We start from the raw sequence: 21,102 nt of genomic DNA on the forward strand, positions 1-21,102 counted from the left end.
GCCTGTGATAGCGTCCGGGGTCTATGACTGCCTGGAGCTGCAATGTCCCGAATCGCTTCCGCCTGCCTGATGGCAGGCTTGATGTCCGCCGCCACGGCCGCCACCGCCGTGGCCGCTGAAACGCCGGCCGATCCGTACGCGTGGCTGGAGGACGTGACCGGCGACAAGCCGCTGTCCTGGGTCAAGGAACAGAACGCCAAGTCCGAGGGACGCCTGGCGCAGACCCCGGCCTTCAAGGCGATGGAAGCGAGCATCCGCGAGGTGCTCGATTCGGACGCCAAGATTCCCGGCGTGCAGAAGATCGGCGACTACTACTACAACTTCTGGAAGGACAAGCAGCACGAGCGCGGCGTGTGGCGCCGCACTACGCTGGAGGAGTACCGCAAGGCCTCGCCGCGTTGGGAAACCGTGTTGGATCTGGATGCACTGAACAAGGCCGAAGGCGAGAACTGGGTCTGGCACGGCGCCGACTGCCTGCGCCCGGACTACGCCCGCTGCCTTGTCGCGCTCTCGCGCGGTGGCGCCGATGCCGACGTCACCCGTGAGTTCGACCTGGCCAACAAGACCTGGATCAAGGACGGTTTCTTCCGTCCCGAGTCCAAGGGCGGCCTGAACTGGATCGATCGTGACACCGTGTTCGTCTACACCGACTTCGGCGCCGGCACGATGACCACCTCGGGTTATCCGCGCGTGGCCAAGCTGTGGAAGCGCGGTACGCCGATGACCTCGGCCAGCGTGGTGTACGAAGGCAAGCCGGATGACATGTACATTTCGGCGATGCACGACGACACCCCGGGATACGAGCGCAACCTGGTCAGCCGTACGCTGGCCTTCTACAACAACGAGCTCTACCTGCGCGCCAACGACGGCACGCTGACCCGGATCGACGCGCCCAACTCGGCCGAGAAGGGCCTGCGCAAGCAGTGGCTGACCCTGGAACTGCGCGAGCCGTGGACCGTAGGCGGCAAGACCTACGCAGCCGGTTCGCTGCTGGCCACCAAGCTGGACGATTACCTGGCCGGCAAGCGTGAGTTCGAGGTGCTGTTCGCGCCGACCGAGACCACCTCGCTGGCAGGCGCCAGCTGGACCCGCTCGCACCTGGTCCTCAACGTGCTCGACGACGTGAAGAGCCGCCTGAGCGTGCTGACCCCGACCGACAGCGGCTGGAAGAAGAGCGCGTTCACCGGGGCGCCGTCATTCGGCACCGTGGCCGTGAGTGCGGTCGATGCCGACGAAAGCGACGCGGTGTGGATGACCGTCACCGACTACCTGACCCCGACCACGCTGGCCCTGGCCGAGATCGGCAAGCAGCCGGAAGTGCTCAAGACCATGCCGGCGTTCTTCAATGCCGACGGCAAGGTGATCGAGCAGCACTTCGCCACCAGCAAGGACGGTACCCGTGTGCCGTACTTCGTCGTGCATGGCAAGGACATGAAGCTGGACGGGTCCAACCCGACGCTGCTGTACGGCTACGGCGGCTTTGAAATCTCGCTGACCCCGTCGTACTCCGGTGCGATGGGCCGTGCATGGCTGGACAAGGGCGGCGTGTACGTGGTCGCCAACATCCGCGGCGGTGGCGAGTATGGCCCGCGCTGGCACCAGGCGGCGCTCAAGCAGAACCGTCACAAGGCATACGAAGACATGGCCGCGGTCGCCCGCGACCTGGTCAGCCGCAAGATCACCTCGGCCAAGCACCTGGGCGTGCAGGGCGGCAGCAACGGTGGCCTGCTCACCGGCAACATGCTGACCCAGTACCCCGAGCTGTTCGGTGCCGTGGTCGTGCAGGTTCCGCTGCTGGACATGAAGCGCTACAACCACCTGCTGGCCGGTGCGTCCTGGATGGCTGAATACGGCAACCCGGACACGGCCGACTGGTCGTTCATCAAGACCTTCTCGCCGTACCACCTGTTCGACGCCAGCAAGACCTACCCGCCGGTGCTGTTCACCACCTCCACCCGCGACGACCGCGTCCATCCGGCCCATGCCCGCAAGATGGCGGCCAAGATGATCGAGGCCGGCAAGGACGTGACCTACTACGAGAACATCGAAGGCGGACACGGCGGTGCGGCCAACAACGCGCAGGCCGCGCACATGTCGGCACTGGCCTACAGCTTCCTCTGGGAGCAGCTGAGCAAGTAAGGTCGGGTATGCTCGACGGCCAGGGGCGGTCGAGCATCCCGCGGGGCATCGGCCCGATGCGGACCCATCGCCCCGTGAACTCCGGGTGGTGGGGCGTCAGGTTGGCTCCACCCCAGCTTCAGCGCCACGCAGCGATGCGTGGCGTTTTTTTTGGAGTCGTTCCGCGCCGCGCGGCGGGGTCAACGCACCCACGTTTCCAGGCCGCGGCGGATACGCGCCACGGCTTCTTCCAGCCGCGGCACCTGCTGGGTGTACGCCAGCCGCACGTGTTGGCTGGCCCGGTGGTGACCGAAATCCAGACCCGGGGTGAACGCCACGTGCTGGGTCTCCAGGAAATGCGCGCAGAACGCCTGCGCGTCATCGGTGAAGGCACTCACATCGCAGTACAGGTAGAACGCGCCTTCCGGCTCGACGTCGATGCGGAAGCCGAGCGCGCGCAGCGCCGGCAGCAGGTAGTCGCGGCGTTCGCGGAAGGCGGCGCGGCGCTGTTCGAAGATGGCCAGGGCTTCCGGTTCGAAGCAGGCCAGCGCGGCGTGCTGGGCGATGCTGGACGCGCTGATGTACAGGTTCTGCGCCAGCTTTTCCAGGTCGGGTACGGCCTTCGGGGGGGCCACCAGCCAGCCGAGACGCCAGCCGGTCATGCCGAAATACTTGGAGAAGCTGTTCAGCACGAACGCATCGTCGTCCACCTGCAGCACGCTCTGCGCGTCCATGCCGTAGGTCAGGCCGTGGTAGATCTCATCGACCACCAGGTGACCGCCACGCGCCTTCAGCGCCTGCGACAGCGCCGCCAGGTCCGCGGCCGACAGCACCGTGCCGGTGGGATTGGCCGGCGAGGCCACCAGCGCGCCGACGCTGTCCGCGTTCCAGTGCTGTTCCACCAGGGACGGCGTCAGCTGGTAGGCGGTCTCCGGCCCGACCGGCACCAGCTGCGCGGCCCCTTCGACCAGGCGCAGGAAATGCCGGTTGCACGGATAGCCCGGGTCGGCCAGCAGCCAATGCCGGCCTGGATCGACCAGCAGGCTGCTGGCCAGCAGCAGCGCGCCGGAACCGCCGGGGGTGATCAGGATCCGCTCGGGATCGACCTGCACCTGGTAGCGGTCCCGGTAGAAACCGGCGATGGCCTGGCGCAGGGCCGGCAGGCCGCGCGCGGCGGTGTACCGGGTATGCCCGGCCGCCAGGGCCGCCTGGCCGGCCTGCACGATCGGGGCGGCGGTAGTGAAGTCCGGCTCGCCGATCTCCAGGTGGATGACGTCGTGGCCGGCCTGTTCCAGCGCCTGCGCGCGGGCCAGCAGCGACATGACGTGGAAGGGGGCGATGTCCTGGCTGCGGCGGCTGTAGCCGGCCGCGGAGGGAGTGGGGGGCGTGATCATGTCCCGATGATAGGCGCAGTGACCAACGACACGCTTGCCGCCGGCCCAACGACCGCCGCAGACTGCATGGACACGGACGCCATTGCATTCCCCCGCCAGGAGCCTTATCTCGTGAAACCCGTCCTTTGTTTACTGGTTGCCAGCCTGATGACCACTTCCGCGCATGCCGCTCCCGCGCCCACCGCGCCTGATGCCGAAAAGCACCCGCATACGGTCAAGGCCCCGTTCGGCGCCACCCGCAGCGACGATTACTACTGGCTGCGCGACGACAAGCGCGAGAACCCGGCGATGCTGGCGTACCTGAACGCGGAAAATGCGTACACCGATACGGTGATGGCGCCGCTCAAGCCGCTGGAGGACACCCTCTACAAGGAGATCGTGGCGCGCATCAAGCAGGACGATGCCAGCGTGCCCGCGCGCGAGCGCGGCTACTGGTACTACACCCGCTTCGAGACCGGCAAGGATTACCCGATCCAGGCCCGGCGCAAGGGCAGCATGGAATCGCCCGAAGAGATCCTGCTGGACATCAACGCGATGGCTGCCGGCAAGGGCTACTTCAGCGTCGGCGATATGGACGTCAGCCAGGACAACCACCTGCTGGCCTGGGCCGAGGACGACGTCGGCCGCCGCCAGTACGTGATCCGCTTCAAGGACCTGCGCACCGGTGAGGTGCTGCCGGACCGGATCGAGAACGTGTCGCCGAACGTGGTCTGGGCCGATGACAACCGCACCCTGTTCTACGTCGAGAACGATCCGGAAACGCTGCTCACGGTGCGGGTGAAGAAGCACGTGCTGGGCACGCCGGTCGCCAGCGACGTGCTGGTCTACGAAGAGAAGGACGACAGCTTCTACATGGGCGTCGGCCGCAGCCGCGACGACCGGTTCCTGACCATCGACCTGCACAGCACGGTCAGTTCGGAAACGCGCTACGCGCCGGCCGCCGATCCGCAGGCCTTCACCGTGCTCGCCCCGCGGGCGCGCGACGTCGAGTACGACGCCGACCACTTCAATGGCCGCTGGGTGATCCGTACCAATGACGCCGGTGCGACCAACTTCAAGATCGTCACCGCGCCCTCGGATGCCACCACACGCAGCCAGTGGAAGGACTGGGTGGCGCACGACGAGGCGGTGCTGATCGAAGGCGTCGAGCTGTTCGATGGCTACAGCGCCATCGCCGAGCGCTCCAACGGGCTGGAGCGCATCCGCCTGCTGTTCGCCGACGGTCGCCAGGAGTACGTCAAGGCCGATGAACCGGCCTACTCGATGGGTCTGGCCGCCAATCCGGAACACGACACCCCGTGGCTGCGCTACGCCTACACCTCGCTGACCACGCCCACCACCACCTATGAACTGAACACCGTCACCGGCGAACGCCGCCAGCTCAAGCAGCAGCCGGTGATCGGCTACGACCCGGCCAACTACACCACCGAGCGGGTGTGGGTCACCGCCCGCGATGGCGTCAAGGTGCCGGTCTCGCTGGTGTACCGCAATGGCTTCAGGAAGGACGGCACCGGTGCGCTGTACCAGTACGCGTACGGCAGCTACGGCATGTCGATGGACCCGGGCTTCAATCAGACCGTGGTCAGCCTGCTCGACCGCGGCGTGGTCTATGCCATCGCGCACATCCGCGGTGGCCAGGAAATGGGCCGGGCCTGGTACGAGAACGGCAAGCTGCTGCACAAGCAGAACACCTTCAACGACTTCGTCGATGTCACCCGCGAGCTGGTCCGCCAGGGCTACGCCGCCAAGGACCGCGTGGCCGCGTCCGGCGGCAGCGCCGGTGGTCTGCTGATGGGGGCGGTGGCCAACCAGGCACCGCAGGACTACCGCGTGATGGTGGCGCAGGTGCCGTTCGTGGACGTGGTCACCACCATGCTCGATGCCAGCATCCCGTTGACCACCAACGAGTACGACGAGTGGGGCAATCCCGAGCAGCGCGAGTACTACGACTACATGCTCACCTACTCGCCGTATGACAACGTGCGCCGGCAGGCGTACCCGGCGTTGTTCGTGGGCACCGGGCTGTGGGATTCGCAGGTGCAGTACTGGGAGCCGGCCAAGTGGGTGGCCAAGCTGCGCGACGACAACACCGGCACCCATCCGATCGTGTTCCGTACCAACATGGAAGCCGGCCACGGTGGCAAGTCCGGGCGCTTCCAGCGCTACCACGAGCTGGCCGAGTCCTACGCGTTCGTGCTGGATCAGCTCGGCGTCACGCCCGCAACGAACTGATCCACGGCCAAGCGGAAGGCGACCATCGCGGTCGCCTTCCCGGCTCGTTATGCTGGCTGCATGAGCCTGCCAGAACGCCCTGACGTTGCCGATGCCGCACCCGCACCCGTGCGGCGGCCGGTACGTTTCCGCTGGGCGTGGTGGCTGCTGGCGTATGTCAGCCTGGGTACCGGCATCGTCGGCATCTTCGTGCCGGGCCTGCCGACCACCGTGTTCATCCTCATTTCGGCCTGGGCCGCCTCGCGCGGCTCCGAGCGCCTGCACAACCGGTTGATGCAGCATCCGCGGTTCGGTCCGGCCATACGCAACTGGCAGGCGCACGGCGCGGTCAGCCGTTACGCGAAGTGGATGGCCACGCTGACCATGACGGTCTGCGCCGGGATCATGCTGTGGTGCGTGCCCATCGCCTGGGTCAAATGGCTGTCGATCGGCTGCATGACCGCCGTCGCGCTGTGGCTGTGGAGCCGGCCGCTGCCGCCGCGGTCATCCTGAGGCGCTGCTGAGGTGGCCGGCCAGCGGTCGGCACTACCGTGGAGGGCATGGCTATACTTGGGGCATGAAGACATCCCCCCGTACCCTCATCTCCCTGACGCTGGCCGCCTCGGCGCTGCTGGTGCTGTCGGCCTGTGGCAACAAGGGCCCTCTGGTCATGCCGCAGAAGCCTGTTCCGGTCGAAGAAGTGGTCGAGCCGGCCGCCGAACCGGCCGCCACCCCGCCGGCGTCCGATGCCGACGTCGGTGCCACCCCGGTCGCGCCCGATCCGGTCGACGCGCCGGCACTCAAGGCCGATGACGGGAATGAATAAGGCGGCACCCGGGGCACTGCGCTTCAGCAAGATGCACGGTGCCGGCAACGACTTCATCGTGCTGGATCTGCGCGACGGCAGCCCGCCGCCGGATCCGGCGCTGGCGGCCCGCCTGGCCGATCGCCATACCGGCGTCGGTTGCGACCAGATCCTGACCATCGAGCCGCCCAGGGCCGACGGATCGGTCGCCTCGTACCGGATCTGGAACGCCGACGGCTCCAGTTCACAGCAGTGCGGCAACGGCGCGCGCTGCGTGGCGGCCTGGCTGGTCCGCGACGGTGCCGCCAGCGGCGATGCCTTTGCGATCGACAGCCCGGTCACCACCCACGCGGTGGAGCGCCTGGGCGAGCATGAGTACGCCGTGGCAATGGGCGTGCCGCGCTTCGAGCCCGACCAGGTCCCGTTGATCGGTTTCGCACACGCCCGCGAGGAGTATCTGCTGCCGCTGCAGGGGGACACCGTGCGCTTCGGCGCGGTCTCGATGGGCAATCCGCACGCCGTGATTGAAGTCGGGCTGGTGGATGCAGCACCGGTCGAGCGCCTCGGCCCGCTGCTGCAGCAGCACGCCACCTTCCCGCAGTCGGTGAACGTCGGCTTCGTGCAGGTCATGGACCCACGCCACGCCCGCCTGCGCGTCTACGAGCGCGGCGTTGGCGAGACCCTGGCGTGCGGTAGCGGTGCCTGTGCGGCGGCGGTGGTGATGATGCACCGCGGCCGGCTGGAACGTGACGCCATCATGTCGCTGCCCGGTGGCGACCTGCGCATCCGCTGGCCGGACCCGACCGCCCAGATCGTGATGTCCGGGCCGGCTGCCTTCGTCTTCGAGGGGGAATGGAACGCATGAGCGAGACCGTCGAGAAAATCGGAGCGCACGAAGTCGCCGCCTGGCTGCGGCGTCACCCGACCTTCCTGAAGCAGTTCCCGGACCTGGCCCTGACCCTGGTGGTGCCGCGCGATGACGGCCCGACCGCGTCGCTGGCCAGCTACCAGCTGGAGGTGCTGCGCGACAAGAACCGCGAGCTGCAGCGTCGGCTGGCCGACCTGGCCGCCAACGCGCAGATCAACGAGCGCCTGGCCGTGCGCACGCACCAGCTCACCTTGGCGCTGATGAAGCAGTCCAGCGCCGGTGACACGCTGCGCGCGATGGCGGCCTCGCTGGAAGAGGATTTCGCCGGCGACCTGGTCCGCCTGGTGCTGCTGAAGCCGGTCGCCGGACTGGAACAGGCGCCGTGGTTGCAGATAGTGGCCGCCGACAGCCCGGCGCTGTCGTCGTTCCGCGATTGCCTTGGCGACGGCGAGCCCATCTGCGGGCGGCTGCAGCCGGAAAAGAACGCGCTGCTGTACGGCGACCGCGTGGATGATGTGCAGTCCAGCGCGCTGCTGCCGCTGCCGGGCGTGGGCCTGATCGCGGTCGGCAGCCGCGACGGCAACCGCTTCTATCCCGGCATGGGCACGCTGTTCCTGCGCATGATGGGGGAAGCGCTGGTGGTCGCGCTGGCGCGCTTCGACCCGGCCTGACCCGCCACGGCGCCGTGCCCATGACCGCCGTCGCCGCGTTTCTCGCCCACCTGCAGGTGGAGCGCCGCATGTCGGCGCACACGCTGGATGCCTACCGCCGTGACCTGGAGGCGGTATCGGCATGGGCGCAGGCGCAGGGCGCGGCGATCGAGACCCTGGACAGCGAGCAGCTGCGCCAGTTCATCGCTGCCGAGCACCGTCGCGGCCTGTCGCCGACCTCACTGCAGCGCCGGCTGTCGGCTTGCCGCAGTTTCTATGGCTGGCTGCTGCGGCACCGTCGCATCGAGGTCAGCCCTGCCGCCACCCTGAAGGCGCCCAAGGCGCCACGCAAACTGCCACAGGTGCTGGACGCCGACGAAGCGGTGCGTCTGGTCGAACTGCCGACCGATGCGCCCCTCGGCATGCGCGATCGCGCACTGCTGGAATTGTTCTATTCCTCGGGCCTGCGCCTGAGCGAGCTGTGCGCGCTGATCTGGCGCGACCTGGATTTCGCGACCGGCCTGGTCAACGTGCTGGGCAAGGGCAACCGCCAGCGACGCGTCCCGTTCGGTTCGCACGCACGCGCTGCCCTGCAGGCGTGGCACGCCGAATGTGGTGGCGCTGCCGACGCACCGGTGTTTCCGGGGCGCAACGGCGGTCCGATCACCCAGCGTGCGGTGCAGATCCGCATCCGCCAGCTCGCCCAGCGCCAAGGCCTGTTCAAGCACGTGCATCCGCACATGCTGCGGCACAGCTTTGCCAGCCACATTCTGGAATCGTCCGGTGACCTGCGCGGCGTGCAGGAGCTGCTTGGCCATGCCGATATCGCCACGACGCAGATCTACACCCATCTGGATTTCCAGCACCTGGCCAAGGTCTATGACGCGGCCCACCCGCGCGCGAAACGGCGGCGAAGCAGCAACGAAAGCTGAATCGATCCGGTGCGTCAGCGGGGCGCAGGGCAGGGTGGCTTGAAGCCCGGGGCAACGACCCCACCTCAGTCTCTGTCACCCCGGAGGCCACATGGACCCCAGTCAGAACCCCAACGTTTTTCACGCCACCACCATCATTTCGGTGCGCCGCAACGGTCACGTCGCCGTCGCCGGCGATGGCCAGGTCACGCTCGGCCACACGGTGATGAAGGGCAACGCCCGCAAGGTGCGCCGTCTGGGCCGTGAGGGCCAGGTACTGGCCGGTTTCGCCGGTGCCGCCGCCGATGCCTTCACCCTGTTCGAGCTGTTCGAAGCCAAGCTGGAAAAACACGGGCAGCTGCAGCGCGCCGCCGTCGAGCTGGCCAAAGATTGGCGCACCGAGCGCCGCCTTGGCAAGCTGGAGGCCCTGCTCGCGGTAGCCGACAAGGACACCTCGCTGATCATCAGCGGCACCGGTGACGTGATCGAGCCGGAGGACGGCATCATCGCCATCGGCTCGGGCGGCTCCTACGCGTTGTCGGCCGCGCGCGCGCTGCTGGCGCACACCGAACTGGACGCCCGCACCATCGCCACCGAATCGATCAACATCGCCGGCGACATCTGTATCTACACCAATCGCAATGTGGTGGTTGAAGAGCTGTAACGGAGCGCCGGCCAGCGGCCGGCACTGCCACGGCGCCGACCCGATACATGGCGTAGTGCCGGCCGCTGGCCGGCAATCTCGATCAACCACATTCACTCGTGAGCACACCCATGCCGCACAAGATTGAAGTTTCTTCCGCCACCATGACCCCGCGCGAGATCGTGCAGGAACTGGATCGGCACATCGTCGGCCAGCATGATGCCAAGCGCGCGGTCGCCATCGCGCTGCGCAACCGCTGGCGCCGCATGCAGTTGCCGGCCGAGCTGCGCAACGAAGTCATGCCCAAGAACATCCTGATGATCGGCCCGACCGGCGTCGGCAAGACCGAAATCGCGCGCCGCCTGGCCACGCTGGCCAACGCGCCGTTCGTAAAGGTCGAAGCGACCCGCTTCACCGAGGTCGGCTACGTCGGCAAGGATGTGGAGCAGATCATCCGCGACCTCGCCGACACGGCGGTCAAGCTGTATCGCGAGCAGGCCAAGGTGCGCGTGCGCAATCAGGCCGAAGAGCGCGCCGAGGACCGCATCCTCGATGCGCTGCTGCCGCGCCGCAGCACCGGTATCGGCTTCGATGCCGAGGCCGCACGCAATGAGCCGTCCGCGCAGGACAATGAAACGCGGATCAAGTTCCGCCGCATGCTGCGCAATGGCGAACTGGACGCGCGCGAGATCGAGCTGGAAGTCTCGGCCAATGTTGGCGTGGACATCATGACCCCGCCGGGCATGGAGGAAATGGGCCAGCAGCTGCGCCAGATGTTCTCCAGCATGGGCGGCGCCAAGGCGCAGAAGCGCACGCTGAGCATCAAGGCCGCGCGCCCGCTGCTGATCGAGGAAGAGGCCGGCAAGCTGGTCAACGAAGACGACATCCGCAGCGCGGCGATCGAAGCGTGCGAGCAGCACGGCATCGTGTTCATCGACGAGATCGACAAAGTCGCCAAGCGCGGCGAAGCTGGTGCGTCCGGTGGCGACGTGTCGCGCGAAGGCGTGCAGCGCGACCTGCTGCCGCTGGTGGAAGGCTCCAACGTGTCCACCAAGTACGGCACGGTCAAGACCGACCACATCCTGTTCATCGCCTCCGGTGCGTTTCACCTGGCCAAGCCCAGCGACCTGATCCCCGAGCTGCAGGGCCGCTTCCCGATCCGGGTGGAACTGGGCGCGCTCAGCAAGAACGACTTCGTGCGCATCCTGACCGAGCCGAAGGCCGCGCTGACCAAGCAGTACGAAGCGCTGCTGCTCACCGAGGGCGTGTCGGTGGCGTTCACCGCCGATGCGGTCGACCGCTTGGCCGAGATCGCGTTCCAGGTCAACGAGCGGCAGGAAAACATCGGTGCCCGCCGCCTCCACACGGTGCTCGAGCGACTGCTCGATTCGCTCAGCTACGAGGCCCCGGACCGCGACGGCGAGACGATCAGCATCGACCACGCCTACGTGGACGCCCATCTTGGCGAGCTGGTGCAGGATCCGGATCTGAGCCGCTACATCCTGTAAGGGGAGGGTGGCATGAATTGAAAGGGCGGCACTTCGGTGCCGCCTTTTTTTCGTTGGCTCGGCTTTGGCGGGACGGTGCGGGTTTGCGGGGGCAAGGTCAACGGCGTATTCGATTGGGGGCCATGCGTTGAACGGGCGATTGGGGTAATCGGCAGTCGTCGCGCGACCGACGCTACCTACGTTCGTCCGGCATCCACGGAATCGCCCCGTGCCCTTCATGCGACCCGTCTCGGCGGATCCATGCGCTGCGCACCATGCGCCACGGCGATCAGAAAACTCTGACATCGGTGCAGGGAAACCGCGCGTCGCGCTCCCGGTTTGCCATTTTGCCAAATTTGGCAACTCCAACCCATTGGCGCGCCTCTCACGTTTCATTACCTCCGGCGATGAGCAGCTGATCGCCGACGGCTGGAACATGACGCCCATCTACCGGGATGCCATGTCGCTGGTCACCAAGACCATCAGTGGCCCGGGCATGCCCACCGCGCAATGGACATACCAGTACACCAACCTGGGGTGGGAATACGACCGGAACCTGACTCAGCAAGGGTGGCCCATGATTCCTGCAGGTCAGTCGGAACCCAAGATAACGATCGAACCCTTACCCGATGGCGTGATCAAGACCTACGAGTTCGGCAAGGAAGTCGCCTACAACGACGGCCTGCTGCTGGGCACTACCACCACCAGCGGCGGCAACGTGGTTCGCGTGGACCGGAACAGCTACTACCCCAACGCGCAGTTGCCCAGCGCGCCGTTCCCGCAGGCCGCCGGCCGCAACCTGAAGTATGGAGCCACCGAACTGGGCGAGCACCTCAATCGCCCGGTACAGAGCACCACCGTGCAGCAGGACGGCGTGTTGTTCACCCGTCAGGTGCAGACGTTTGATGCGTCCATCCGCGAAGTCGCCGTGGTGGAATCCAACAACGCCGGCTTCAGCCGCAGCAGCAGCACGGAGTACTACGACAATGCGCAGCTGTGGGTGCGCGGGCAGACCGCCCGCGGCATCGTCAACGGCATCGAGCAGTCGCGTACCGAGTTCGACGGCAACACCGCCCAGCCGCTGCGCGCCCAAACTAGCCCAGCAATCTCACAGCGCGAGGCGTAAGAGCAGGCGGAAGCCCCGCTGAAATTGGAAACCTGAAGAACTGGAAGGTAAAAATAGACACTACGGCCGCCGCAGCTCCATCCACGGGTGCCGCAGGTGAAACGACAGCTAGACTCGTAGACGGTAAAGTGGATCAAGTTCAGACTACGCTAAGCAATAAGATTCAGGCTCTAGAGTTACCGGGCGAACTGAAAATGAACGGTGGCTTGGTTGCCCAGGGCGGAGACACTGCCAAGGCCGCATTTGGCGTCCATGAATTCGCTGGTCATGGAAACGCAGAAAACCTTAGGATGGACTCCGCCGCAGGTGCCGAGAACATGGCAAGTGATCGTGCCGTAGAGATACTTTCCAAAGACGAAGAACTGCTGGTCAAGCCCAGGATTGAAAGATGACATTTCCTACAGTGCTCGCAACCCTCTTCGCGGTGGCTAACGCCCAGTCCGCTCTTCCACAGTATGGTGGGGACGCAGGACAGTATCGCTATGAAAGCGTCTCAGATCTATCCTTCGAAACCTCCGCGATCACAATTGATCTGGACAAGAAGACGCTTGTTTACCCTGCGACAGTGACCAAAATTGAAGCGTGCCCTGCCAATCGCAGCCGGTGCTTCAAGACAACGCGGATGAGTTTCTGCGCACCGACCGATCCGGAGATGCGCGCGAAGGAATGGGAATGTGGAGATGGGGATCTCATTTTCAAGCTAGAGGGCGAGCGCACGTTGCGCATACTCGGCGACGAGATCCACACCTTCGTGATTTCACGTCATGGGACCGAGTACTTCTACAGCCCTGAACGTGGGCTCGTGATGTTCAGGTTCGTCAACCAGCCTATCTCCGAGGTGTACTGGTCTGTAGATGGGCGAGGATTTGGAACTGACGAATCCGCGGCCTCGAGGTAGGTGTCTTGATCGGGGTCGATTGCAGACCGGGCACAAACGGCAGCCACGCGACTCTGATCCAGTACTCCAATATTCGCTCGGGGAGCACGAGCCAACAACGTACCCGTAGCTCGACTACCGCGCGCCGGTCAGCAGTTCGGCCGGCTGCACGGGCTACAGCGCCACCGCCACCACCGCCGTGACATACCCGCTGACGGCCGCCCCCAGTCCAAGTGCCCCCACCCGTGTGGGTCCGGGCAGCATCGGCATTGGCTGGAACCCCGTCGCCGGCGCGACCCGCTACACCCTGCAGGAAAGCGCCAACGGTGCGGGCTGGGTCACGCTGTTGTCTGATGGCCCCACGTCGGTCGGGGTCAGCCGAGGCAATGGCAGCTATGCCTACCGGGTGCAGGCTTGCAACTTCGTCAATTGTGGGGCTTGGTCGGGGTTTGCCACGGTCAATGTGGCACTGCCGCCCCCGGCCACTTCCCAGGGCAGCAACCTACAAGGACGGCTACACTGACGATCACGTCATGGCGAATCGCTCGGGCACTAGGCTTCGAGCTTCCAATGAAAATGGAATCACTCGCAACGACACTACACAGAAGCTTAAGCTCAGCGACTTCAAGGGCGTGTTCCGAGCGGAAGGAAGGCTGGACGCAAAACGATTGGATCGACAATTCTCCTGAAAGTGATGGCAGGAGCACCAAACGTGACCGCGCACAACTCGCTACGAATTTCAGGCATCACTGTGGTTGTCGTTGCAGCTTTGAGCGCAACGTCATGCAGCAGCCCGCAAGGCTGCAACTATTCCGTGATCAACCACGAATCCCATAGCAGTCTCGCACAGCACTACGAAGTTAATGTGCAAGGTGCATTGGCAAAGGATAGCGTCCCTGAAGGACCAGCCATTGAACTACAGCTGATAACTGTACAAGTAGAGTTTCCGAAGCCGAGCACAAGAGCGTGGAGAGTATTCTACGCGCTGACCGATTCTGGGGGGCGCTATTTGTCGTCTGGGACTTGCGCACTTGGCCTGCAGGAATGCAGCAAGGTGATGATTGATGCAGCACGCGCCGCGTGCCATGTAAAATGAACGTAGTGACATACCGCGCGTTGGCGCTCACGTTGATTGGCGGCTTGATGCAGGGATGCGGAAGCGAGGAGGCCGTTTCGGAGAAATCCATCAACGATCAACCAGACAGTTCTTTAGCTGCTGAATACATGTCGGCGATAGCTGGAGTGGCCGAGGGCCGCCTTTCGCCGCTTTCAAAGCTGAACTGCAGCGCTCGAGTTGTTTCGGCCGTAAGTGGATATGACATCGGCACTGGAGAGCGTGTGCGCACGCGTGTCTACTACGTACTTTTGCGCGAAGATGGAAAGCTGTTGCACGCTGACAGCTGTGGAGGATCACCATCTGAATGCACAAGCATAATCGAGGCACGTGCGCGCTCGACCTGTCCTGTGCAGTAGAGGGAAGTGTCGTGAGAGGCCTTCACAACTACAGCGCGGTACTTCCGAGTGTTACCGCTTGAGGCCCGGGAGCGGATCGAATCCGGGAGTATGGACAGCATCTGGAAAGCCCCTTGGGCGATCCATGCTTTCGCGGAAGCAGTCAGGGTTCAGCACGACCACATCGCCTTTGTTGAACCATTGCAGGACGTCAAAGTGCTTGGAGCTCTCCGCCCAGCCACACGCGTGTAGAAGACTGTTTCGCATACGGCGCATGTCGGAGAACGGTGGGGAGCGCACAGCGTTCAAATCCAGGCCCAACGCCCTGGCAATCTCTCCCCGGGTTCTATGCTCCCAGTGAGCATGGATCGACACAATGTCCAGCGATGACGGGGTGCGGATGTTGAACCCATCCGGCGCAGGCCTGGAGACGAGCGCCCAGAGTGGACACATGCCGCCCGGGCAGTGACGTTACCTGTTGGTCGGCGAGAAGTTCTGAGCCCCGCGCGTCTTTCGCCACTGGATGCACGCGATCGCGGCAACGAAGAAGACGCTGCACAGGTAACTGCCTTCCGGCCCTTGCGCGCCACCGGTCAGGGTGTCGAGGCCTTGCGGGCGCAGCGCCACCAGCAGCGCCGGCAAGTGCGCATCGATGCCGGTGACGGGCAGTTCGAAGCCGGTCGCGAGCAACCAGTTCCACCCCGTGTGCCAGCCCATCACGACCCAGATACTACCGGTCCGCAACGTCCAGGCGCAGGCGAGCAGCGAGAACAGGAACGTGCTGAGTATGACCAGGGGCGGCTGGTGCGGACTGAAATGCAGGAAGCAGAAAACGAGCGACACCAGCAGCACGGCCACCGCGACATTGGTCTTGCGCGCCACCGCCGACAGCATCCAGCCGCGGAAGATGACTTCCTCCACGCTCGCCTGGAACATGAAGCTCAGTAGCAGCAAACCGATGTGCAGCAGACTGAGAACGCTGTTTGGCACAACTACGCCAGCATCCGCTACCGCTGCAATGCGGTGCCTTTGATCTTCGGTGGTCATCGGCCACCTGCCGAAGGCCGGCCGGGGCGGGTTTGCGGGACCGTCTAGATCAGGGGTGTGTTTGACGAGCCTCCAGGGACGGATTCACGGGGTGTCCCGCAAACCCGCGCCGGACGGCCAAACCCACGGAACCGATGCCCACCGGCTGTCCGCCTGACTGCATGAGGCCGCCCGGCGGAGCCGGCACCCAGGGAACCCATGCAATCCGAGGAGCCGGCCAGCGGCCGGCACTACGCCTCGTCGTCGGTCGGCAGCGCCGTCGGCGCGGCACCCGGGGTGAACACACCCGGCTTCACGAACGCGCTGAGGATCGCGTCCAGGGTCTCCGCCCCGTCGCGTTTGATCTCGAACAGCTCCGGTTCCAGCATCGCGCTGTACAGCACGCCGGTCAGGCTGGTGCTGACGATGCGGGCCACCGTGTCCACGTCCACGCCGTCACGCAGCTGCCCGAGGTCGCGTGCGCGCTGGAAGGCGGCCGCGAAGATGGCCAGCTCCTCGCGCGAGGCCTCCAGCTGCAGCTGCTGCATTGCCTGGCTCTCCACCGACAGATCGTTGCGCAGCATGATCTCCATCATGTTGCGCAGGCGTTCGTCGTCGGCCAGTTCCTGGAAGGACACCAGCAGCGCCGAGCGCAGGTCCAGTACGGGTGTGGAGCGCTTGGAGGAGGTCGTGCGGCGCAGGCGTTCGATGAACGGGATGCGCTCGCGGTCGATCATGGCCGTCAGCACTTCGGTCTTGTTCTTGAAGTGCCAGTACACCGCACCGCGGGTAAAGCCCGCCCGCGCGCCGATCATCGCCAGGCTGGTGCCGGCGACCCCGTATTCATGGAAACAGGCCTGGGCGGCATCAAGGATGCCTTCGCGGGTGGCCTGCGCCTCTTCTTTGGTTTTTCTGGCCATTGCGCTACGCAGGTGCTGGATGAAACCGGCCTGAATTGTACCGCTTTACAAACAAACATGCATGTATGTATATTTGCGCCCCACTGATCCTCGCCAAGCACCGCCTGCCTTGCGCCGGCAGGCACTCAGCCAGGTTTTGTCTGCATTTGTCGCCCTGTTGGCCGTGATTCGCTGCTTTATTGGTGGAGTTCGTGGCGGGGTGCCCCTTATTCGTACCTGTGAGCCCACGCTGCCATGTCCCGATCCCCCTATCGCTTCCTCGCGCTGTCCCTCGCGATCGCCCTGACCGTGTCCGCCTGCGGCGGCGGTGCCCCGGAGGGGCCGCAGGGCGGTCCCGGCCAGGTCACCGTGGCCACCCTGAAAGCCGAGCAGGTCGGGCTGACCCGTGAACTGCCGGGCCGCACCACTGCCTTCCTGGTGGCCGAAGTGCGCCCGCAGGTCAGCGGCATCGTGGCCAAGCGCCTGTTCACCGAAGGTGGGCTGGTCAACGCCGGGCAGGCGCTGTACCAGATCGACGACGCCAGCTACCGCGCCCAGGCCAACAGCGCCCGCGCCCAGCTGGCCCGCGCCGAAGCCACCGCCAATGCGGCCCGCCTGAGCGCGCGGCGCATTGCCGAGCTGGCCAAGGTCGATGCGGTCAGCACCCAGGACAACGAAAACGCGATCGCGGCGCTGAAGCAGGCCGAGGCCGACGTCGGCGCCGCCCGCGCCGCGCTGGATGCGGCCAATGTCACCCTCGGCTATGCGCGCATCACCGCGCCGATCAGCGGCCGCATCGGCAAGTCCTCGGTCACCCAGGGCGCGCTGGTCAGCGCCGGCCAGGCCGAGGCGCTGGCCACCGTGCAGCAGCTCGACCCGATCTACGTCGACCTGACCCAGTCGGCCAGCGAACTGCTGCAGATGCGTCGCGAACTGGCCACCGGCCGCCTGCAGGACAACCAGAGCCTGCCGGTGACCATCCTGCTCGATGACGGCACCGAGTTCGCCCACAAGGGCACGCTGGAATTCTCCGAAGTCAGCGTCGATCCCACCACCGGCAGCTACGCGATGCGGGTCAAGGTCGACAACCCCGACCAGATCCTGATGCCGGGCATGTACGTGCGTGCGCAGGTCGGCAGCGGCGTGCGCGAGAACGGCCTGCTGGTGCCGATGCAGGGCGTGGCGCGCGATCCCAAGGGCGATACCACCGCGATGGTGGTCGGCAAGGACAACAAGGTCGAAGTGCGGCCGGTCAAGGTCAGCCGTGCGGTCGGCAGCAAGTGGCTGGTCGAGGACGGCCTGAAGGCCGGCGACAAGGTCATTGTCGAAGGGCTGCAGAAGATCCAGCCGGGCATGCCCGTGCAGGCCACCGAGATGGGCGCTGCGCCGGCCAAGCCGGCCGCTGCGCCGGCGGCTCCGGCCGACAAGCAGTAAGCGGAGAATCCAATGGCACGTTATTTCATTGATCGCCCCATCTTTGCATGGGTGATCGCGATCATCATCATGCTTGCCGGTGCGCTGGCCGTGGTGAAGCTGCCGGTCTCGATGTACCCGGAAGTGGCACCGCCGGCCGTCGAGATCAGCGCCACCTACCCGGGTGCATCGGCCAAGGTGGTCGAGGACTCGGTGACCCAGATCATCGAACAGAACATGAAAGGCATCGATGGCCTGATCTACTTCTCGTCCAACAGCTCGGCCAACGGCCAGGCGACCATCACCCTGACCTTCGAGAGCGGGACCAACCCGGACATCGCGCAGGTGCAGGTGCAGAACAAGCTGCAGCTGGCCATGCCGCTGCTGCCGCAGGAAGTGCAGCGGCAGGGCATCAACGTGGCCAAGTCGAGCAGCGGCTTCCTGCAGGTGATCGGCTTTGTGTCCAACGACGGCAGCATGGATGCCAACGACATCTCCGACTACGTCGGCTCCAATGTCGTCGATCCGCTCAGCCGCGTGCCGGGCGTGGGCAACATCCAGGTGTTCGGCGGCAAGTACGCCATGCGCATCTGGCTGGACCCCAACAAGCTGCACACCTACAAGCTGTCGGTGGATGAAGTCACTGCGGCGATCACCGCGCAGAACGCACAGGTGGCCATCGGCCAGCTTGGCGGTGCGCCCTCGGTGAAGGGCCAGCAGCTCAACGCCACCATCAACGCGCAGGACCGCCTGCAGACCCCGGAGCAGTTCCGCAACATCCTGGTCCGCGGTGGCACCGACGGCAGCGAGCTGCGCCTGGGCGATGTGGCCCGGGTCGAACTCGGTGCGGAAAGCTACGACTTCGTCACCCGCTACAACGGAAAGCCCTCTACCGGTATCGCCATCACCCTGGCCACCGGCGCCAACGCGCTGGACACCGCCAACGGCGTCCGCGCGGCGCTGGAGGACATGAAGGCCAACTTCCCGGCGGGCCTGGAATCGGTGGTGCCCTACGACACCACGCCGTTCGTACAGGTCTCGATCAAGGGCGTGATCAAGACCCTGATCGAAGCGATCGTGCTGGTATTCGTGGTGATGTATCTGTTCCTGCAGAACTTCCGTGCCACCCTGATCCCCACCATCGCCGTGCCGGTGGTGCTGCTGGGTACGTTCGGCATCCTGGCCGCGCTGGGCTTCTCGATCAACATGCTCACCATGTTCGCGATGGTGCTGGCGATCGGCCTGCTGGTCGATGACGCCATCGTGGTGGTGGAGAACGTCGAGCGCATCATGTCAGAAGAGGGCCTGTCACCGCTGGAGGCCACCCGCAAGTCGATGGGCCAGATCACCGGCGCGCTGGTCGGCATCGGCCTGGTGTTGTCGGCGGTGTTCGTGCCGATGGCCTTCATGAGCGGCTCCACGGGCGTGATCTACCGGCAGTTCTCGGCGACGATCGTCTCGGCGATGGCGCTGTCGGTGCTGGTCGCCATCGTGCTGACCCCGGCGCTGTGCGCCACCATGCTCAAGCCGCTGAAGAAGGGCGAGCACCACGTGGCGCACCGTGGCCTGGCCGGTCGGTTCTTCAACGGCTTCAACCGTGGCTTCGACCGTTCCAGCGAAACCTACCAGCGTGGCGTCAAGGGCATCCTGGCGCGGCCGTGGCGCTTCATGTCCATCTTCGCCGCGCTGGCGGTGGTGATGGGCCTGCTGTTCGCGCGCCTGCCCAGCTCGTTCCTGCCCAATGAAGACCAGGGCATCTTGATGGCGCTGGTGCAGACCCCGGTCGGCGCCACCCAGGAGCGCACCCTGGAGGCGATGTACAAGCTGGAAGACCACTTCCTGAAGAACGAGTCCGAGGCGGTCGAATCGGTGTTCATGGTGCAGGGCTTCAGCTTCGCCGGCATGGGCCAGAACGCGGGCATGGCCTTCATCAAGCTCAAGGACTGGAAGGACCGGAATGCCGACCAGGGCGTCGGCCCGATCACCGGCCGCGCGATGGGCGCGCTGGGCCAGATCAAGGACGCCTTCATCTTCGCCTTCCCGCCGCCGGCGATGCCGGAGCTGGGCATCGGCTCGGGCTACACCTTCTTCCTGAAGGACAACAGCGGCCAGGGCCACGAGGCCCTGCTCAACGCGCGCAACCAGCTGCTGGGCGGTGCCGGTGAGAGCAAGCTGCTGGCCAACGTGCGCCCGAACGGGCAGGAAGACACCCCGCAGCTGCGCATCGACGTGGATGTGGAGAAGGCCAACGCGCTGGGCCTGGCGGTGGCCTCGATCAACAACACGCTGGCCACCGCGTGGGGCAGCAGCTACATCGACGACTTCATCGACCGTGGCCGGGTCAAGCGCGTGTACGTGCAGTCCGATGCGGACTTCCGCATGAATCCGGACGACTTCAACGTCTGGTCGGTGAAGAACGCCAAGGGCGAGATGGTGCCGTTCAGTGCCTTCGCAACCAAGCGCTGGGACTACGGTTCGCCGCGCCTGGAACGCTACAACGGCGTATCGGCGATGGAGATCCAGGGCGAACCCGCCCCGGGCGTGGCCTCGGGCGATGCAATGGCCGAGATCGAGCGCATCGCCAAGGACCTGCCGCCGGGCTTCGAGATCGAGTGGACCGCGTTGTCCTACCAGGAGCGCCAGGCCGGTTCGCAGACGCCGCTGCTGTACACGCTGTCGCTGCTGATCGTGTTCCTGTGCCTGGCCGCGCTGTACGAGAGCTGGAGCGTGCCGACCTCGGTGCTGCTGGTGGCGCCGCTGGGCATTCTCGGTGCCGTGCTGGCCAATACCATGCGCGGCATGGAACGCGACATCTACTTCCAGGTCGCGATGCTGACCACCGTCGGCCTGACCAGCAAGAACGCGATCCTGATCGTGGAGTTCGCCAAGGAGAACCTCGAGAAGGGCGCCGGGTTGATCGAAGCCACCATGCATGCCGTGCGCGACCGTCTGCGCCCGATCATCATGACCTCGCTGGCCTTCGGCCTGGGCGTGCTGCCGCTGGCGATCGCCTCCGGTGCCGGTTCCGGCGCGCAGCGTGCGATCGGTACCGGCGTGCTCGGCGGCATGGTGGTAGGCACGCTGCTGGGCGTGTTCTTCATCCCGCTGTTCTTCGTGGTGGTGCAGCGCGTGTTCAACCGCAAAACGCGCAGGACCGGCGATGCCTGATGCGCTCGATCCATGCTCTGCTTGGCGCCGGCCGTCGGCCGGCACTACCCGGGA

At 65.5% G+C, this 21,102-nt stretch carries 18 protein-coding genes; 14 read left to right on the forward strand and 4 right to left on the reverse strand.

From position 1 onward, the window contains the following. Nucleotides 1–42: 42 nt before the first annotated feature. Nucleotides 43–2,139, forward strand: coding sequence for a prolyl oligopeptidase family serine peptidase (locus tag ACPEH8_RS06980; protein WP_017356667.1), 2,097 nt, complete (start codon nucleotides 43–45; stop codon nucleotides 2,137–2,139). Nucleotides 2,140–2,318: 179 nt separating this feature from the next. Here the strand turns inward: ACPEH8_RS06980 and ACPEH8_RS06985 are convergent, their stop codons facing one another. Continuing rightward, complete coding sequence (locus ACPEH8_RS06985; protein WP_153164800.1) at nucleotides 2,319–3,512, reverse strand: pyridoxal phosphate-dependent aminotransferase; 1,194 nt, start codon at nucleotides 3,510–3,512, stop codon at nucleotides 2,319–2,321. A 111-nt stretch (nucleotides 3,513–3,623) separates the two neighbouring features. Between ACPEH8_RS06985 and ACPEH8_RS06990 the strand changes: the two genes are divergently transcribed. From ACPEH8_RS06990 to ACPEH8_RS07030, 9 genes are all read left to right on the forward strand, one after another. Continuing rightward, the gene (locus tag ACPEH8_RS06990) at nucleotides 3,624–5,744 is read left to right on the forward strand and encodes a S9 family peptidase (protein ID WP_153164799.1); all 2,121 of its coding nucleotides are present in this window, start codon (nucleotides 3,624–3,626) and stop codon (nucleotides 5,742–5,744) included. Nucleotides 5,745–5,804: 60 nt separating this feature from the next. Continuing rightward, complete coding sequence (locus ACPEH8_RS06995; RefSeq protein WP_017356664.1) at nucleotides 5,805–6,236, forward strand: YbaN family protein; 432 nt, start codon at nucleotides 5,805–5,807, stop codon at nucleotides 6,234–6,236. A 64-nt stretch (nucleotides 6,237–6,300) separates the two neighbouring features. Then, nucleotides 6,301–6,549, forward strand: a complete 249-nt coding sequence (lptM, locus tag ACPEH8_RS07000) for an LPS translocon maturation chaperone LptM (RefSeq protein WP_153164798.1) — start codon at nucleotides 6,301–6,303, stop codon at nucleotides 6,547–6,549. Then, nucleotides 6,542–7,393, forward strand: coding sequence for a diaminopimelate epimerase (gene dapF, locus ACPEH8_RS07005; protein ID WP_423666373.1), 852 nt, complete (start codon nucleotides 6,542–6,544; stop codon nucleotides 7,391–7,393). Before lptM ends, dapF begins: the two co-directional genes overlap by 8 nt. Then, nucleotides 7,390–8,067 (forward strand): DUF484 family protein, encoded by a 678-nt coding sequence (locus ACPEH8_RS07010; protein ID WP_026070861.1) that lies wholly within the window; start codon nucleotides 7,390–7,392, stop codon nucleotides 8,065–8,067. The genes dapF and ACPEH8_RS07010 overlap by 4 nt, the downstream gene beginning before the upstream one ends. Nucleotides 8,068–8,087: 20 nt before the next feature. Then, nucleotides 8,088–8,978, forward strand: a complete 891-nt coding sequence (gene xerC, locus ACPEH8_RS07015; RefSeq protein WP_136005182.1) for a tyrosine recombinase XerC — start codon at nucleotides 8,088–8,090, stop codon at nucleotides 8,976–8,978. A gap of 91 nt (nucleotides 8,979–9,069) precedes the next feature. Further along, entirely contained in the window at nucleotides 9,070–9,621 is a 552-nt protein-coding gene (gene hslV, locus ACPEH8_RS07020) for an ATP-dependent protease subunit HslV (protein ID WP_017356659.1), read from the forward strand. A gap of 110 nt (nucleotides 9,622–9,731) precedes the next feature. Further along, nucleotides 9,732–11,108: an ATP-dependent protease ATPase subunit HslU gene (hslU, locus tag ACPEH8_RS07025; protein ID WP_423666376.1), complete on the forward strand. Its 1,377-nt coding sequence runs from the start codon at nucleotides 9,732–9,734 to the stop codon at nucleotides 11,106–11,108. A 352-nt stretch (nucleotides 11,109–11,460) separates the two neighbouring features. Then, nucleotides 11,461–12,213 carry a hypothetical protein gene (locus ACPEH8_RS07030; protein WP_229296487.1) on the forward strand — a complete coding sequence of 251 codons (753 nt, stop codon included), beginning with the start codon at nucleotides 11,461–11,463 and terminating at the stop codon, nucleotides 12,211–12,213. Nucleotides 12,214–12,389: 176 nt separating this feature from the next. Here the strand turns inward: ACPEH8_RS07030 and ACPEH8_RS07035 are convergent, their stop codons facing one another. Continuing rightward, the gene (locus tag ACPEH8_RS07035) at nucleotides 12,390–12,608 is read right to left on the reverse strand and encodes a hypothetical protein (protein ID WP_423666378.1); all 219 of its coding nucleotides are present in this window, start codon (nucleotides 12,606–12,608) and stop codon (nucleotides 12,390–12,392) included. Between ACPEH8_RS07035 and ACPEH8_RS07040 the strand changes: the two genes are divergently transcribed. Together ACPEH8_RS07040 and ACPEH8_RS07045 are read left to right on the forward strand one after the other, a co-directional pair. Further along, entirely contained in the window at nucleotides 12,602–13,111 is a 510-nt protein-coding gene (locus ACPEH8_RS07040; protein ID WP_423666380.1) for a hypothetical protein, read from the forward strand. The two genes, ACPEH8_RS07035 and ACPEH8_RS07040, sit on opposite strands and share 7 nt — an antisense overlap. Nucleotides 13,112–13,802: 691 nt before the next feature. After that, a complete protein-coding gene (locus tag ACPEH8_RS07045; protein ID WP_423666382.1) occupies nucleotides 13,803–14,186 on the forward strand; it encodes a hypothetical protein in 384 nt (127 codons plus the stop codon). An 827-nt stretch (nucleotides 14,187–15,013) separates the two neighbouring features. Here the strand turns inward: ACPEH8_RS07045 and ACPEH8_RS07050 are convergent. After that, nucleotides 15,014–15,589: a CPBP family intramembrane glutamic endopeptidase gene (locus tag ACPEH8_RS07050; protein WP_313218016.1), complete on the reverse strand. Its 576-nt coding sequence runs from the start codon at nucleotides 15,587–15,589 to the stop codon at nucleotides 15,014–15,016. A gap of 230 nt (nucleotides 15,590–15,819) precedes the next feature. Then, a complete protein-coding gene (locus ACPEH8_RS07055; RefSeq protein WP_017356653.1) occupies nucleotides 15,820–16,488 on the reverse strand; it encodes a TetR family transcriptional regulator in 669 nt (222 codons plus the stop codon). Nucleotides 16,489–16,722: 234 nt separating this feature from the next. On the opposite strand from ACPEH8_RS07055, the gene smeD reads away from it, so the two are divergent. Both smeD and smeE read left to right on the forward strand, forming a co-directional pair. Next, nucleotides 16,723–17,901, forward strand: a complete 1,179-nt coding sequence (gene smeD / locus ACPEH8_RS07060; protein ID WP_017356652.1) for a multidrug efflux RND transporter periplasmic adaptor subunit SmeD — start codon at nucleotides 16,723–16,725, stop codon at nucleotides 17,899–17,901. A gap of 12 nt (nucleotides 17,902–17,913) precedes the next feature. Beyond that, complete coding sequence (gene smeE, locus ACPEH8_RS07065; RefSeq protein WP_423666384.1) at nucleotides 17,914–21,048, forward strand: multidrug efflux RND transporter permease subunit SmeE; 3,135 nt, start codon at nucleotides 17,914–17,916, stop codon at nucleotides 21,046–21,048. Nucleotides 21,049–21,102 lie beyond the last annotated feature (54 nt).

The sequence above is a fragment of the Stenotrophomonas sp. NPDC077461 genome (assembly GCF_049545475.1).
In the GTDB taxonomy this organism is placed as follows: Bacteria; Pseudomonadota; Gammaproteobacteria; order Xanthomonadales; family Xanthomonadaceae; genus Stenotrophomonas; species Stenotrophomonas nematodicola.